Source organism: Kitasatospora sp. NPDC054768, assembly GCF_053612025.1.
Genome location: NZ_JBSHBN010000020.1, coordinates 63894 through 78706 on the forward strand (window position 1 = coordinate 63894; position 14813 = coordinate 78706).

Genomic DNA, 14813 nt, shown 5'->3' on the forward strand with positions numbered 1-14813 from the left:
CAGGCGGGTCCCCGCGCGCCGGCGCCCCACGACGGGCAGCCCCCGCAGCGGCCGACTCCGAGGACCACGACAGAGTGCGGAGCCGACCGCCGGGTCCCGACCGGCCGGCCGGCCGGACCATCGTCAAGCGTCAGCAGCGGACGGGAGCATGCCGTGCCGGGCCGGAACGAGGGGGCCGACGCACACCACCCGGGCGTGCGGCACGAGGAATCACCGCGCCACCGCCACCTCGCCTCGCCTGTCCTGGAACCGGCCGCCGGCCCCGGCGGACCGACCATCGGACCCGACGGACCGGCCACCGCCCCCGCCGCGGGAGCCACCACCGCCCTCGGCGCCTGCGGGACGCTCGCGGAGCCGGAGCTGCTGCTCTGCCCCACCTGCTCGGCCCCGCTCACCGACGACGCCCACCGGGACCGGGGGCTCGCCGGCGGCAGCGGCCGGGCGGCCGAGGGCACCGACCGGGAGGGCGTCGGCACCGACCGGCTGCTGGCGGCGCTGCGGGCCAGCGAGTCCCGGTTCCGGGCCGCCTTCTGCGACGCCGTCATCGGCATGGCCCTGATCGACGCCGAGGACCGGATCATCGAGGTCAACCCGGCCTTCGCCACGCTGATCGGACGGGGCGTCGGCGAACTGGCCCGCACCCACCTGCACGAGATCATCGACCCGGAGGGCATGCCGGACCGGCTCTTCCCCGAGCTCGTCCACGGGGAGCGGGAACGGTTCCGCGTGGAGAAGCAGCTCAAGCACCGCGAGGGCCACACCGTCTGGAGCAAGGTCACCGTCTCGCTGATCCGGGACGGCGCCGGCGATCCGCTCTACACCCTCGCCCTGGTGGAGGACATCACCGAGCAGCGGCGGCTCGGCGACCGGCTGGAGTACCAGGCCCTGCACGACCCGCTGACCCGGCTGCCCAACCGGGCCTACTTCTTCGAGCGGCTCGACGCCGCCTGCCTCGCGCCGGACGACCGGCCGGGCCCGGCCGAGGCCGCGGACGAACGCCGGGTGGGGGTCTGCTACCTGGACCTCGACGGCTTCGCGGCGATCAACGAGGCGCTCGGCCACCACATCGGCGACCAGCTGCTGATCGCCGTCGCCACCCGGTTGCGGCGCGGGTTCGACGGGCGGGACACCCACCTGGTGGCCCGGATGGGCGGCGACGAGTTCGCCGTCCTGGTCACCGACAGCCTGGGCAGCGAGCAGCTGACCGAGCTGGCCGCCCGGATCCTGGAGGTGCTGGAACGTCCCTTCGACGTCTCCGGGCACCGGCTGGTGATCACCGCCAGCGTGGGCGTGGTCGAGCGGTCCGTGCACGAGACCACCCCGACCGACCTGGTCAAGGATGCCGACGCCACGCTCTACTGGTCCAAGGCCGACGGCCGCGCCCGCTGGACCCTCTACGACCCGGACCGCGGCGCCCACCAGCTCACCCGGCAGCTGCTCGCCACCGCACTGCGCCCGGCCCTGGAGCGCCGTGAGTTCACCATCGAGTACCAGCCACTGGTCGGCCTGGCCGACGGTGCGGTGCACGGCGCGGAGGCGCTGGTCCGCTGGCGTCACCCCCGCTACGGGACGCTCTCCCCGGACCGCTTCATCCCGCTCGCCGAGGAGACCGGCGCGATCGTGCCGCTCGGGACCTGGGTGCTGGAGGAGTCCTGCCGGCAGGCCCGGCAGTGGCTCACCGAGTTCCCCGACACCGAGACCTTCGTGAGCGTCAACCTGGCCGCCCGCCAGATCTGGGACTCCGACATCGTCGCCGACGTCGCCCGGGCGCTCGAACGCACCGGCCTGCCGGCCCGGCTCCTCCAGCTGGAGATCACCGAGAGCGCCCTGCTCGGCCCCGGCGGCCGCCCGCTCCAGGCCCTCCAGGCGCTCGCGGACATGGGTGTGCGGATCGCGATCGACGACTTCGGCACCGGCTACTCCAACCTGGCCTACCTCTCCAGGCTGCCGGTGCACGTGCTCAAGCTCGACGGCACCTTCATCGAGGGCTTCCGCGAGCCCGCCCCGACGGACCGTCCGGGCCGCCCGGAGCTCCGCTCCCGGCGCAGCGACGCGGACGAGCAGATCGTCGGCGCGATGGTGCAGCTCGCCCACACCCTCGGCCTGACCGTCACCGCCGAGGGCATCGAGAGCGCCGCCCAGGCCGAGCGCCTGCGGCTGACCGGCTGCGACACCGCCCAGGGCTGGTACTTCGCCCGCCCCGGCGAGGCCGAGCTGGTCGCGGCCATACTCCGCGAGGGCCGCCCCGCCCTGAACGGCCGGTAGCCGCAGGACGGGCGGGCGACCGGCGGGCGCTGCGGGGCGGACGGCGGGCCGTCGGTCCGGGTGCCCGGTCACGCTGCCCGGTCACGCCGGGCGCCGACGGTCCAGGTGCCGTCAGGCCGTCGAGGTCACGCCGCCGCCGTCAGGCCGTAGGCCTCGGCGATCAGGCCGTACGAGCGGAGCCGGGCCTCGTGGCCGTGGATGTGCGAGGTGACCATCAGCTCGTCCACCCCGGTCCGCTTGCGCAGTGTCTCCAGCCCGTCGGCGACCCGGCCCGGGTCGCCGAGCACGACGTTGTCGAGCCAGCTGTCGATGAAGTCGGCCTCGACCGGGCTGTACGGGTAGTCCTCGGCCTCCTCCGGGGTGGGGATCGGGCCGGGGTTGCCGCGCCGCAGGCGGAGCATGCCGAGGGCCGCAGAGCGGGCGAGTCGCCGGGCCGAGGGCTCGTCGTCGGCGGCGACCGCGCTCACGCCGATCAGCGCGTACGGCTCGGCGAGCACGGCGGAGGGGCGGAAGGACGAACGGTAGAGGTCCAGCGCCGGGATGGTGTTGGCGCTGCTGAAGTGGTGGGCGAAGGCGAACGGGAGGCCGAGGCGGCCCGCCAGCTGGGCGCTGAAGCCGGAGGAGCCGAGCAGCCAGACCGGCGGTCGGCCCTCGCCCCGGGGGACGGCGGTCAGCCGGGCGTACGGGTGGCCGTCCGGGAAGTCGCCGTCGAGGAAGTGGGTCAGCTCGGCGAGCTGCTGCGGGAAGTCGTCCGCGCCTTCGGCGAGGCCGCGGCGCAGCGCCCGGGCGGTGGCCGGGTCGGTGCCGGGGGCGCGGCCGAGTCCGAGGTCGATCCGCCCCGGGTGCAGGGCCTCCAGCAGGCCGAACTGCTCGGCGACGGCCAGCGGGGCGTGGTTGGGGAGCATGACGCCGCCGGAGCCCAGCCGCAGCGTCGTGGTGGTGGCCCCGAGGTGGGCGAGCAGGACGGCCGGGGTGGAGCTGGCCACTCCGGGCATGCCGTGGTGCTCGGCCACCCAGAAGCGGTGGTAGCCCCACTGCTCGGCCCGGCGGGCCAGTTCGGTGGTGGCGGCGAGGGCCTCGGCGGGCGTGTGGCCGACGCCGACGGTGGCGAGGTCGAGGATCGAGAGCGGCGCGGGCGCCGTCCCGCGGGCGGTGCCGCGGATCGCCGCGCCGGCCGCCGGTCCGGTCTCCGGCCCAGTCTCCGGCCCGGTCTCCGGCCCGGTCCCGTGCTCCTGGTGGTCCTCGGTGGTCATCCCGTCCGCCCTTCTGGCCGCCGTCCTCGGGCCGGCCGTCGTGGGTGACCGCGCGGTCCCGGATGGCCCGCCGGTCGCTGTCGCCGAGGGGGGTCAACCACGGCCGGGGCCTCGCTGTTCCCGCCTCCGGAATGTCGTCCGGCCACGGTCCGAGCGGGTTTCGGCCATTTCGCGCGGAAGTCGACCGACCGTTCGGCTGACGCAGAGCCAGCGGGCGAACACGGCTGGCGACTTCCCGCCAGCGCCGGAAGTCGCCAGCGCCAGGACTCGCGACCGGGGGCCGGCGTCCGGCAGGCTGGGGCCGGGAGCGGGTCGCCGGAGCGGGATCCGCACTCCACCAGCAAGATCGTCGGGCTGGACCAGCACCGGACGATCACTGCGAGCCCTCGGCGCGGCACCCCGCCCCGGGGGCTCGTTCGGTTTCGGCGGCGGTCCGCCACCCGGGCGCCCCGGCCCCCGGACCGGCCCGGACGCGCGGTTCCCCGCCCCGGGGCGCGGCCGGAATCAGCGACCGTGACCCATGCCATACCGGGGTGCTTCATGGCATGAAAAGTCGAGGCGCTAGCGTTGACCCCTGCAGCCACCTGCTCCCTCGGGAGGCGTGGAGGGAGTAAAGGGCCTTGAACTTCGTGGCGGCGACCGGATCCTCGTGGATCTGCGCGCTGGCGCTCGTCGCCGTGCTCGGGGACGCCCTCCTTCCGTTCATCCCCAGCGGGACGCTGGTCATCCTGGCCGTGCTCAAGACCGCGCAGATCGACGGTGCGCCCCTGATGCTCGGGCTGGGCGTGGCGGTGGCCTCCTTCCTGGGCGACCTGCTGCTGCTCAACCTGGCCCGGCGCGGCGCCCCGGTGCTGCACCGCCGGCTCGCCCGGCGCCCCAAACTGGCGGCCAGCGTGGCCCGGGTCCAGGAGGCCCTGATCGAACGCCCCCACGGGGCGGCCGCCGCGATGGTGGTGGTCGCGCGGTTCGTCCCGGCCGGGCGGACCGTCCTCGACCTGGCCATCGGCCACTCCCCCGCCCATCCGCACCGATTCCTGCACTGGTCGGCACTGGCGGCGCTGGTCTGGGCCGCCTACATCGTGACGCTGGGCTGGCTGAACAGCCACTGGTTCAACACCGCCTGGCTGAGCCTCGTGGTCTCCTGCGCGGCGGCCACCGCCATCAGCACCGCGATCGCGCGCATGGTGCGCCGCACCCGGCGGCTCGCCGCGCTCTGACGGTTCGCCCGGCGGCCGCTCCCGGTCTGCTCTCCGCCCCTTGCGGCGGTCCCGCTGCGGCGGACCCCTTCCCCGTGGTTCCGCGCGGCTTTCGCGATCCCGCCGGGGCCGGCACACCTCCTTCCGCACGCCCGCCCGGGTCGGCCCTCCCCCTGGCGGGCTTCGGGCCGCCCGCCCCGGCAAGGGGCAAAAGTTTTCCCAAAAGGGCGACCAATCGGGCCGAACGACGTCGAACTCCGGCGGCGGGCCGACCGGCCGGCGGTAGCGTACTGACCGGGCCGCACGGGGTGGGAAGCGTCACAGGACGGCAACAGTCGGCGCATCCCCGCAGCCCAGCCGGATGCGCCAGGCGTGTTGGGAGTCGTCAGCGCTCGGCGACCTTGGAAGCCGTCGCGGCGACATGACATGCTAACGGCGGAATACTCATCAATTGCCCGATTTGACCGGTGCGGCTGCGGGCCGCCCTCACCACCGGCATCGGCACCCAGGGGAGACCATGACCAGCATCTCGCGCAGGACGGTGCTCAGTGCAACCGCCGCGACCGCGGCCCTCGGCGCGGTCGCGGCCTGCTCCAGCGGCGGATCCGGCTCGGGACAAGGCGCCACCTCCCCCGGCCCCGGCGGTACCGGAACCACCCAGGGCGGCGGCCCCGACCCCCAGGCGGCGGTGCCCAAGGGCACCCCGATCGGCGACGGTTCCAACGCGGACACCGGACCGCAGCCGAACCAGCCCAAGCCCGAGAAGCTCAAGCCGGGCGAGCGGCCGCCGCAGTTCGTGGTCTTCTCCTGGGACGGCGCCGGCGGCACCGAGGACGGCCAGTTCCCCCGCTTCCTGAAGCTGGCGGAGCAGCACAAGGCCACCATGACCTTCTTCCTCTCGGGCATCTACGCCCTCCCCAAGGGCAAGGCCGACCTGTACCACCCGCCGAAGCACTCGGTCGGCGCCTCCGACATCCCGTACCTGTCGGACGGCGCGGTGAAGAGCACGCTCAAGCTCATCAGCCAGGCCTGGCTGGCCGGGCACGAGATCGGCACCCACTTCAACGGGCACTTCTGCTCCAGCCGTCCGGACAAGAACGGGGTCAACATGTGGACCCCCGAGGACTGGCAGAGCGAGATCGACCAGGCGGTCGGCTTCGTCACCCAGTGGCGGACCAACACCGGCTTCACCGACGTCGACCCGCTCCCCTTCGACTACAAGAAGGAGCTCATCGGCGGCCGCACCCCGTGCCTGGAGGGCCAGAAGGCGCTGCTGCCGACCATCGCCAAGCTGGGCTGGAAGTACGACGCCAGTTCCTCGGGCGGCTTGCAGATATGGCCGCAGAAGGTGCAGGACGGCAAGGTCTGGGACTTCCCGCTGCAGTCCATCCCGTTCCCCGGGCACACCTTCCAGGTCCTGTCGATGGACTACAACATCCTGGCCAACCAGTCCAGCGGCAGCACCAAGGGCGACCCGGCCAAGTACGGCGACTGGCGCACCCAGGCCACCAACTCCTACCTGGCGGGCTTCGAGCGCGCGTACAACAGCAACCGCGCGCCGTTCTTCATCGGCAACCACTTCGAGCAGTGGAACGGCGGTATCTACATGGACGCCGTCGAGGAGACCCTCAAGACCGTCGCGGGCAAGCCCGACGTCCGACTGGTCTCCTTCAAGCAGTTGGTCGAGTGGCTGGAGGTGCAGGACCAGTCCACCCTGCGCAAGCTGCGCTCGCTCAACGTCGGCCAGGCGCCGGCGGGCGGCTGGGAGAGCTTCCTCGGCACGGCGGGCTGACGCGCCGAGGGCGCAGGAGCGGGCCACCGGCACCGGCCGGCGGGGGGCGGAGCCCTCGCCGGCCGTTGGCGTGCCGGCCGCTGGTGTTCCGGCCCGCTCCCGGGCCCGGCCGGCTACTCGGCGGCGAGGGCGTCCGCGAGCAGGATGCGGACGATGCGGTCCGCCCCGGCCCCGCCCCAGAGGATCGAGTAGTGGTTGGTGCCGGGCACCGGTGCGGCGGGCACCCGTTCCGTGTCCAGCCGGGCCAGTTCGAGCCGCGCGCGGTCGTAGAGGCCCTGCGGCTCGTCGAGCAGGCCGCGCTCGGCCCAGAGCAGGTCGGCCGGGCAGGGCAGCCGGTGCACGGCGCCGGCCGCTTCCTCGTCCAGCAGGACCTGGGCGCCGTCGATCTGGACGGCCTCCAGCACGCAGGAGGAGCGCAGTTCGGGCTCCGTGCCGACGAGGTCGCGCTGGGTGTAGGCGTCGATCCCCTCGGTCCACTCGCCGGCGAAGGCGGGGTGCCCGCGCCAGAACTCCCGGTAGGCGTCCCGGTCCGGGAAGGTCGTGGACAGCCGGGCCAGCGCGGGGCCGAGCACCGCGGCCAGGGCGTCCTCCTCACGGACGCCCTGCGGCAGCGGGAAGGTCACCGCTCCGTCGACCAGCAGGACGCGGCGGACCAGGCCGGGGTGCCGGACGGCGGCCAGGGCGGTGACCCAGGCCCCCATCGAGTGGCCGACCACCGTGACGGGCCCCGGGCCGAGGGCGCCGATCAGCGCGGCCACGTCGTCGGCGTGCCGGGCCAGCCCGTACGGTCCGGCGACCGAGCGGCTGGCGCCGCGGCCCCGCAGGTCGGGCGCGAGCAGGGTGACCCGGCCGGCGAGCCGGCGGGCGACCTCGTACCAGGCGAGGCCGTTGGCGGTGATGCCGTGCACCGCCACGATCGTGGGGGCCTGCGGGTCGTCCGCGGGCCAGCGCAGGACGGCCAGGTCCCCACCGGGCACGGGGACGGTCAACTCCTCGGGCTTCAGCGGCGACTGGCTCACGCGGGGGTACCTCCGGTGGGGTGGGCGGTTCCGAGACCGGCCGGCACCGAGGCGGAGCGGGCGGACCGGGCGGTGCGGATGCGGGCAGGCAGTCTAGCCAGGCCGCCGGGCAGCAGGTAGACCACGGCGACGAACAGGGCGCCCAGCAGGAACAGGGGTTGGGAGAGCGGCACCCGCAGCACCGCCGGCAGGTCGGCGACGGTCGAGGAGTTGGCGAGGTCGCCGAGCCGGTGGCTCGCCCAGGTGTACAGGACACCGCCGAGCAGCGGTCCCCAGCGGGTGCCGGAGCCGCCGAGGACGACCATCACCAGGAGCGCGAGCGTGGCGTCCGAGGTGGCGGCCTGCGGGGTGGCGCCACCGGTCAGCAGCAGGTAGACCACCCCGCCCAGCCCGGCGAGCCCGCCGGCCAGCACGAAGGCGACCAGCTTGTAGCCGTAGGGCCGCAGTCCGAGCACCTCGACCCGGCGCTCATTCTCCTTGATGCCCTCCCAGACCCGGCCCATCGGCGACTTGACGGCCCAGTGGACCCCGGCGACGGTCAGCACCAGGTAGCCGACGGCGATCCAGTACAGGTTGGCGGTGTTCTCGATCCCGAGCAGGCCGGCGGGCAGCAGGTCGGCCGGGGCGGAGCGGCCCTCCTCGCCGCCGGTGACGCCGCCGGGGTTGCGCTGGACGAGGATCGAGCCGGCCTGGGCGAAGGCGAGGGTGACCATGGAGAACCCGATGCCCGTGACGCGCAGGCTGACCGAGCCGAGCAGCAGGGCCAGCAGCACGGAGCAGGCGACGCCGAACACCGCGGCGGCGGCGAACGGCAGTCGCAGCTCCAGCATGCCGAGATCGGTGGCGTACAGGCCGGTCGCGAAGTAGAGCGCGTGGCCGAAGGAGAGCAGTCCGGTCCGACCGAGCAGGAGGTCGTAACCGGTGGCGAGGGCCCCGTAGAGCAGGCACAGGGCGAGCAGTTGGAGGCTGCCGGGGCTGCCGAGCGGGCCGTCGAGCAGTCCCGGGACGGGAAGCGCACTGTATGGGGCGACAAGGAACGTGATCAGCAGGGCGATCGGCCACCAGCGTAGCGCTCTGTGCACGCCTGTCCAGCGGTTAGTGACTGAATCACCTGTTCGAGGGATGGCGCCGGGCCCGCTCCTGTGTTCACAATGGGTCTCGGCAAGGCCGGTGTCAGTCCCCCTTGCCACAGTGGCGGTGTCGGCGGAGCTGGTGTCAGTCCCCTCTTCCGGCACGGCGGTCACGGCAGGGCCGGTGTCAGTCCCCCCTGCCGGAGCGGCGGCGCTGCGGCCCGCCGCGGGGCCACCGGTGCTCGTGATCGGTGTTTCGGCGCTCACGCGAGCCTCCCGGTGAGTCCACGGGGTCGGACGAGAAGCAGGACGGCGAGCAGGACGACGACCGAGAGGTCGCCGAGACCGGCGCCGGTGTAGTAGTTGGCGAACTGCTGGACGAGGCCGACGCCCACCGAGGCGACGGCGGCTCCGGTCACGGAGCCCATGCCACCCATGACCACGACGACGAAGGCGAAGATGAGCAGGCCGGTCCCCTGGCCGGGATTGACCGAACCGAAGTAGAGGCCGCCGAGGGCGCCGCCGAGGGCGGCGGCCGCCCCGCCGAGGGCGAAGACGAGGGTGAACGCCCTCCGGACGTCGATGCCGAGCGCCGTGACCATCGCCCGGTCCTCGACGCCGGCCCGGACGATCAGCCCGTAGCGGGTGCGGGCGAGGAACAACCGAAGAGCGAGCAGCAGCAGTGCGGCGGCGGCCACCAGCACGAAGCGGTTGACCGGGACGGTCGCCCCGAGCACGTGCCAGGTGCCGGACAGCAGTTCCGGCTGGGGGAAGGGGCGGGAGTCCGCGCCCCAGACCCCCATCAGCAGGGCGGGTACGGCGAGCCCGACCCCGACGGTGGCGAGGATCTGGTCGCGCGGGCGGCTGTAGAGCGGCCGGATCAGGAAGAGCTCCAACAGGACGGCGGCGGCCGTCCCGACCAGGGTGCCGAACGGCACCGCGAGCCAGAAGGAGAAGCCGGCCTCGGCGCCGGCCCACCAGGTGGCGTAGGCGCCGATGGAGAGCAGGGCGCCGTGCGCGAAGTTGAGCACGTCTATCAGACCGAAGATCAGCGACAGACCGGAGGCGACCAGGAAGTACAGCGCACCGAGACCGAGTCCGGTACAGGAAAGGAGGACGACGGTGTCCATCAGGGCTTCACCTCGGCGGTGAGGACGGGGGCGGCCGGGGAGGCGGCGGGCCGGGGCCCGCCGGCGAGCGGGTGGCGGGAGCCGACGCCGAGCAGGCGGCGGGCGGCTTCCTCATCGGCCAACAGCTCGGCGGTGTCGCCGCGGTGGGCGGTGCGGCCGTCGGCCAGGACGGCACAGGTGCCGGCCAGTCGGCGGACGAGGGCGAGGTTCTGCTCGACCAGCAGGACGGGCACGGCCTCGGCCGCGCGCGCCAGCACCTCGGCCACCTCGGCGACGATCTTCGGGGCCAGGCCCTTGGTGGGCTCGTCGGCGATGATCAGCCGGTTGCGGTTGAGCAGCGTCCGGCCGATCGCCACCATCTGCTGCTGGCCGCCGGAGAGCGTCCCGGCCAACTGCCCGGCTCGCTGCTTGAGTTCGGGAAAGAGCTCGTGGACGAGTGCGTAGTCCGGTTCACCGGCCGCGCCCCCGCTCCCGGCGGCGCGCTCGGCGAGGCGGAGGTTCTCGGCGACCGTCAGGCCGGCGAAGATCCCCCGGTCCTCGGGCGCGTAGCCGATGCCGTGACGAACGACCAGATGCGTGGGAAGGGAGGAGAGCTCGGATTCGGAGAGCCGGATGCTTCCGGTGCGCGGCACCAGGCCCATGACGGCCTTGACGGTGGTGGTCTTGCCGGCGCCGTTGCGGCCCAGGAGTGCGGTCACCCCGGCGGGGGCCACGTCGAAGTCGACCCCGTGCAGGATGTGCAGCCCGTCGATGACCACCCGCAGATCGCGGACGGAGAGGAGGGGGACGGCGTCGGAGGACGGCGAGGAGGCGGAGCGTCCCGAAGAAGTGGAGCGCTGAGCGGAGAACGGAGAGGAGGTCACAACGCCTCACCCAGGTAGGCCTGTTGCACGGTCGGGTCGGCCATCACGGCCTCGGGGGTGTCCAGGGCGAGCAGCGTGCCGTGGTGCATCACCGCGAGTCGGTCGGCCAGGCCGAGCAGGACGTCCATGTGGTGCTCGACCATCAGGACGGTCCGGCCCAGGTCCCGGTGAACGGAACGGATCAGCTCGGTGAGGGCGGGCACCTCCTCCGCGCTGACACCGGCCATCGGCTCGTCCAGCAGGATCAGCCGGGGCTCGGAGACCAGCAGGACGGCCAGCTCCAGCTTGCGCTTCTCCCCGTGGGAGAGCGCACTGGCCAGGGTGTCGGCGCGATGGGTGAGGTCGGTGCGTTCCAGGGTGTCGGCCAACTGCTGCTCGTAACGGTCGGCGCGGCGCCAGAGCCGGTACGAGGCGCGCGGCCCGGCCGCCGCCTGGGCGGCCAGGCGGACGTGGTCGGCGACCGTCATCCCCGGCCAGAGAGAGGAGGTCTGGAAGGTGCGGCCGAGCCCGCGGCGGGCCCTGGCGTGCACAGCCTCGGTGGTGACGTCCGCGCCGTCGAGGTGGAGGCTGCCGTGGGTCGCCGGGTAGATGCCCGAGATCAGGTTGAAGAGGGAGGTCTTGCCGGCGCCGTTGGGCCCGATGAAGGCGATGAACTCGCCTTCACCGACCGAGAAGGAGACGTCCTCGACGATCGGCACGCCGCGGACGGCCCAGCCGAGCCCGTCCAGACGCAGCACCGGGGAAGAGGACGCGGAGGAACGCACGGACGAGGAGCCCTGAGCGGAGGAGGCGGAAGGAGTGGAGGCGGTACGGGCGGGCATCGGGATCAGCCCGCCATCGGGGTGACCGGGGGCGCTGCCTCGTCCGCGGTCAGGGTCTTCTCCACCGAGGGCTTGGCGGCGGCGCCACTGCCGGTCAGCCGCACCTGGAACATCGGCTGGAGCAGGGCGTGGTCCTCGGAGCGGACCGTGGTCTTCCCCTTGACCCCGTCGAAGCTCCAGCCCTCCAGGGCCTTGACCAGGGCCGAAGTGTCGTCGGCGGAGCCGTGGTTGGACTCGACGGCGTGCACGATCATCTGGGCGGCGGTGAAGCCGTCCGGGGTGAAGATGTCCGTCTTCCCTCCGGCGGCGGTGACGGCTTCGGTCATGGCCTTCTCCACCGGGGTGCCGGCGGCGCCGTCGAAGTAGTGGTTCAGGAAGGAGATCTTCTCGCCGGCCGGGCCGAACAGCGGGTAGGAGGCTGCCAGGTCGAGGCCGGTGACGACCTTGGTGTCGGCGAACACGTCCTGCTGGTTGAGCGCCGTCCACAGGGCCGAGGCGGTGTCGCCCGCCCAGGCGACGAACAGCAGGTCGGGCTTGGCGGTCCGGGCCTGGGTGGCGAAGGGGGTGAGGTCGGTGGCGCTCGGCGGGGCGAGCACCTGGTCGACGGTCGCGCCCTCACCGCCGAGCACCGCCTTCACCGCGGCCACGTTGGCCTGGCCGAAGGCGTTGTCCTGAGCGAGCACGGTGACCTTCTTGCCCTTGGCGTCACCGACGAACGAGGCCGCGGTCTTGATGTCCTGGTAGGACTGGCGGCCGGAACGGAAGGTGTACTTGTTCAGACCGGTGGCCTTGTCCGCGGCGGCCGGGCCGCTGATGAAGAGCACCTTGTTCTGCGCGGCGATGGGGCCGACCTGGAGGGCCACGCCGGAGGCGGTGGAGCCGGCCAGCACCTTGTAGCCCTTGCCGATCAGGTCCTTGGCGGCGGACACCGCCTTGGCCGGGTCGCCGGCGTCGTCCTGCTCCTCGAACTCGATCTTGTGCCCGTCGACCGCGCCGGTGCCCTTGGTCGCGTAGCTCAGGCCGGCCTTGAAGCCCTCCAGGTACTGCTTGCCGTAGGCGGCCAGCGGCCCGGTCCTGGAGTACACCAGGCCGACCTTGATCGGGCCCTTGGCGCCACCGTCCGCCGCGCTCGTCCCGGCCGTTCCGGCCTTGGCGCAGCCCGAGGCGAGCAGGACGCAGGCCGCGAGGGCGGCGAGCTTCCGCGCCGGGCCGCCGGTCAGGGAGTCGCCCGGACGGGCGCCGGCGGCGGTCCGGGAGGGGGCTGTCGAGCTGCGCATGGTGACCGACTCCTGAGGTGCGGCGGGGTGAATGCGGGAACCGTAGGTGTGCGGTGGGAGTGGCGACATGTGCCCAGTTGACGCATCAGCCCGTCCGGATGTGGCTCCGGCCGACATACCGCCGGGCCTCCGTCGCCCTCCGGGCTCCCGGGTGTGGCCTTTCGACACGACTCCTCACCCACCCATGGGGGTGGCCGCCATGGTTGCGGCGGCCCCCGCCCGGTGACGGTGGAGGGGCGCGGAGCCCGTCCGGCGGCAGCCACCCCAGCGGCGTGCCCGCCCGGTCCGGCCCAGGCAGGACCCCAGCCCGGCCTGGTACGGCCACGGGCTCCGCGCGGTTCCCGGGCCCGCCGGCCGTCCCTCCCCCGCTCCCCGTCGCCTCCTGCCCCGCTGCCCCCTCCCCTGCCCCGCCGTTCCGCCGTTCCGCCCCTCCCCTCTCCTCCCACTCCCCTCCTCCCACTCCCTCATGAGGTGATCCCTTGGACAAGGTCCTGGACTCCCCCGCCGACGCGGTCGGGGACATCCCCGACGGCGCGGTGCTGGCCGTCGGCGGCTTCGGCCTCTGCGGCATCCCGAGCACGCTGATCGGCGCCCTGGCCGACTCCGGCACCACCGGACTGCGGGTGGTGTCGAACAACTGCGGGGTGGACGACTGGGGGCTGGGCCTGCTGCTGCGGGCCGGCCGGATCGCCCGGATGACCTCCTCGTACGTCGGGGAGAACAAGGAGTTCGCCCGGCAGTACCTCTCCGGCGAGCTGGAGGTGGAGCTGACCCCTCAGGGCACGCTGGCCGAGCGGCTGCGGGCGGGTGGCGCCGGCATCCCCGCGTTCTTCACCCCGGCCGGGGTCGGCACCCAGGTCGAGGAGGGCGGGCTGCCCTGGCGCTACGCGGCCGACGGCTCGGTGGCCCTGGCCTCCCCGCCGAAGGAGGTCCGGGAGTTCGGCGGCCGCCGGTACCTGCTGGAGGAGGCGATCACGGCGGACTTCGCACTGGTCCGGGCCGAGGTGGCGGACCGGCACGGCAACTGCGTGTTCCACGCCGCCGCCCGGAACTTCAACCCGCTCTGCGCGGCGGCGGGCCGGATCACCCTGGTCGAGGCGGACCGGATCGTCGAGCCCGGCGAGCTCCCCCCGGACGCGGTGCACCTGCCCGGGGTGTACGTCGACCGGGTGGTGGCCGCCGACCCCGAGGACCGCCGCATCGAGCGCCGCACCGTCCGCCCCGCACTCCAGGAGGCCTGACCCGATGCCCACCGAGACCACCGCCCCCACCCCGGCACCCACCTCCGCCCGCACCTCCGCGTCCTCGCCCGCACCCACACCCGCACCCGCCCCCGACCCCGCCCTCGACCTCGACCCGCGCAACGCCCTGGCCGCCCGCGCCGCCCGCGAGTTGCGCGACGGCCAGTACGTGAACCTGGGCATCGGCCTGCCCACCCTGATCCCCAACCACCTCCCGCCGGACGTCGAGGTGGTGCTGCACTCGGAGAACGGCATCCTCGGCGTCGGCCCGTACCCGGAGGAGGGCTCCGAGCACGCCGACCTGATCAACGCCGGGAAGGAGACGGTGACGGTCGCCCCCGGCGCCTCGTACTTCGACTCCGCCTTCTCCTTCGGCATGATCCGGGCCGGGCGGATCGACGTCTCGGTACTCGGCGCGATGCAGGTGTCGGCCACCGGGGACCTCGCCAACTGGATGATCCCCGGCAAGATGGTCAAGGGCATGGGCGGCGCGATGGACCTGGTGCACGGGGCCCGCCGACTGATCGTGGTGATGGAGCACACCGCCCGGGACGGCTCCCCGAAGATCGTCGACGAGCTGTCACTTCCGGCGACCGGTCGCGGAGTCGTGAACCGGATCGTCACCGACCTCGCGGTGATCGACGTGACCCCGGAGGGGCTGCGGGTAGTGGAGACGGCGCCGGGCGTGGACTTCGCGGAGGTCCGGGCCGCGACCGGCGCCGCCCTGCTGCCTCCGCGCTGACCGGCCCGACCCCGAGCGCAACGGCCGGATCGCCTGTGGGGCGGTCCGGCCGGTGCGCTGCCCCCACACCCGGTCTCTTATAAACAAATCCGAGCCCACCAGACACCAGAGCATCGCGTATTCCGTCTTCTGCGTGTAAAGGGG

12 protein-coding genes are annotated in these 14813 nt (G+C 73.6%); 5 read left to right on the top strand and 7 right to left on the bottom strand.

Going from position 1 to position 14813, the window contains the following annotated elements; translation table 11 throughout:
- Positions 1-195: 195 nt before the first annotated feature.
- The gene (locus ACWGKU_RS08965) at positions 196-2265 is read left to right on the top strand and encodes a putative bifunctional diguanylate cyclase/phosphodiesterase (RefSeq protein ID WP_401043979.1); all 2070 of its coding nucleotides are present in this window, start codon (positions 196-198) and stop codon (positions 2263-2265) included.
- Positions 2266-2390: 125 nt separating this feature from the next.
- Here the strand turns inward: ACWGKU_RS08965 and ACWGKU_RS08970 are convergent, their stop codons facing one another.
- Entirely contained in the window at positions 2391-3518 is a 1128-nt protein-coding gene (locus tag ACWGKU_RS08970; RefSeq protein WP_401043982.1) for an LLM class flavin-dependent oxidoreductase, read from the bottom strand.
- A 629-nt stretch (positions 3519-4147) separates the two neighbouring features.
- Between ACWGKU_RS08970 and ACWGKU_RS08975 the strand changes: the two genes are divergently transcribed.
- Entirely contained in the window at positions 4148-4735 is a 588-nt protein-coding gene (locus tag ACWGKU_RS08975) for a DedA family protein (protein WP_359901955.1), read from the top strand.
- A gap of 496 nt (positions 4736-5231) precedes the next feature.
- Entirely contained in the window at positions 5232-6506 is a 1275-nt protein-coding gene (locus tag ACWGKU_RS08980; protein ID WP_452178074.1) for a hypothetical protein, read from the top strand.
- A 113-nt stretch (positions 6507-6619) separates the two neighbouring features.
- On the opposite strand, the gene ACWGKU_RS08985 is transcribed toward ACWGKU_RS08980, so the two are convergent.
- The 6 genes from ACWGKU_RS08985 to ACWGKU_RS09010 all read right to left on the bottom strand — a co-directional run bounded on the left by ACWGKU_RS08985 (position 6620) and on the right by ACWGKU_RS09010 (position 12686).
- The gene (locus ACWGKU_RS08985) at positions 6620-7525 is read right to left on the bottom strand and encodes an alpha/beta fold hydrolase (protein WP_452178073.1); all 906 of its coding nucleotides are present in this window, start codon (positions 7523-7525) and stop codon (positions 6620-6622) included.
- Positions 7522-8649 carry a branched-chain amino acid ABC transporter permease gene (locus ACWGKU_RS08990; protein WP_452178092.1) on the bottom strand — a complete coding sequence of 376 codons (1128 nt, stop codon included), beginning with the start codon at positions 8647-8649 and terminating at the stop codon, positions 7522-7524. Before ACWGKU_RS08990 ends, ACWGKU_RS08985 begins: the two co-directional genes overlap by 4 nt.
- Before the next feature lie 209 nt (positions 8650-8858).
- The gene (locus ACWGKU_RS08995) at positions 8859-9725 is read right to left on the bottom strand and encodes a branched-chain amino acid ABC transporter permease (RefSeq protein WP_452178072.1); all 867 of its coding nucleotides are present in this window, start codon (positions 9723-9725) and stop codon (positions 8859-8861) included.
- On the bottom strand, positions 9725-10489 hold the full coding sequence (locus ACWGKU_RS09000) for an ABC transporter ATP-binding protein (protein ID WP_452178091.1): 765 nt from the start codon (positions 10487-10489) through the stop codon (positions 9725-9727). Before ACWGKU_RS09000 ends, ACWGKU_RS08995 begins: the two co-directional genes overlap by 1 nt.
- A gap of 95 nt (positions 10490-10584) precedes the next feature.
- Complete coding sequence (locus ACWGKU_RS09005) at positions 10585-11325, bottom strand: ABC transporter ATP-binding protein (RefSeq protein WP_401054433.1); 741 nt, start codon at positions 11323-11325, stop codon at positions 10585-10587.
- 89 nt (positions 11326-11414) lie between these two features.
- Complete coding sequence (locus ACWGKU_RS09010) at positions 11415-12686, bottom strand: substrate-binding domain-containing protein (RefSeq protein WP_401054435.1); 1272 nt, start codon at positions 12684-12686, stop codon at positions 11415-11417.
- A gap of 479 nt (positions 12687-13165) precedes the next feature.
- Between ACWGKU_RS09010 and ACWGKU_RS09015 the strand changes: the two genes are divergently transcribed.
- Together ACWGKU_RS09015 and ACWGKU_RS09020 are read left to right on the top strand one after the other, a co-directional pair.
- A complete protein-coding gene (locus ACWGKU_RS09015) occupies positions 13166-13927 on the top strand; it encodes a CoA transferase subunit A (protein ID WP_359901863.1) in 762 nt (253 codons plus the stop codon).
- A gap of 4 nt (positions 13928-13931) precedes the next feature.
- The gene (locus ACWGKU_RS09020) at positions 13932-14669 is read left to right on the top strand and encodes a 3-oxoacid CoA-transferase subunit B (RefSeq protein WP_452178071.1); all 738 of its coding nucleotides are present in this window, start codon (positions 13932-13934) and stop codon (positions 14667-14669) included.
- The last annotated feature ends 144 nt before the right edge of the window (positions 14670-14813 follow it).

Excerpts from the sequence above, each read along its gene's own strand:
- ACWGKU_RS08995 (WP_452178072.1), bottom strand. The coding sequence starts at position 9,725 with ATGGACACCGTCGTCCTCCTTTCCTGTACCGGACTCGGTCTCGGTGCG.
- ACWGKU_RS08980 (WP_452178074.1), top strand. The coding sequence starts at position 5,232 with ATGACCAGCATCTCGCGCAGGACGGTGCTCAGTGCAACCGCCGCGACC.
- ACWGKU_RS08970 (WP_401043982.1), bottom strand. The coding sequence starts at position 3,518 with ATGACCACCGAGGACCACCAGGAGCACGGGACCGGGCCGGAGACCGGG.
- ACWGKU_RS09020 (WP_452178071.1), top strand. The coding sequence starts at position 13,932 with ATGCCCACCGAGACCACCGCCCCCACCCCGGCACCCACCTCCGCCCGC.
- ACWGKU_RS09010 (WP_401054435.1), bottom strand. The coding sequence starts at position 12,686 with ATGCGCAGCTCGACAGCCCCCTCCCGGACCGCCGCCGGCGCCCGTCCG.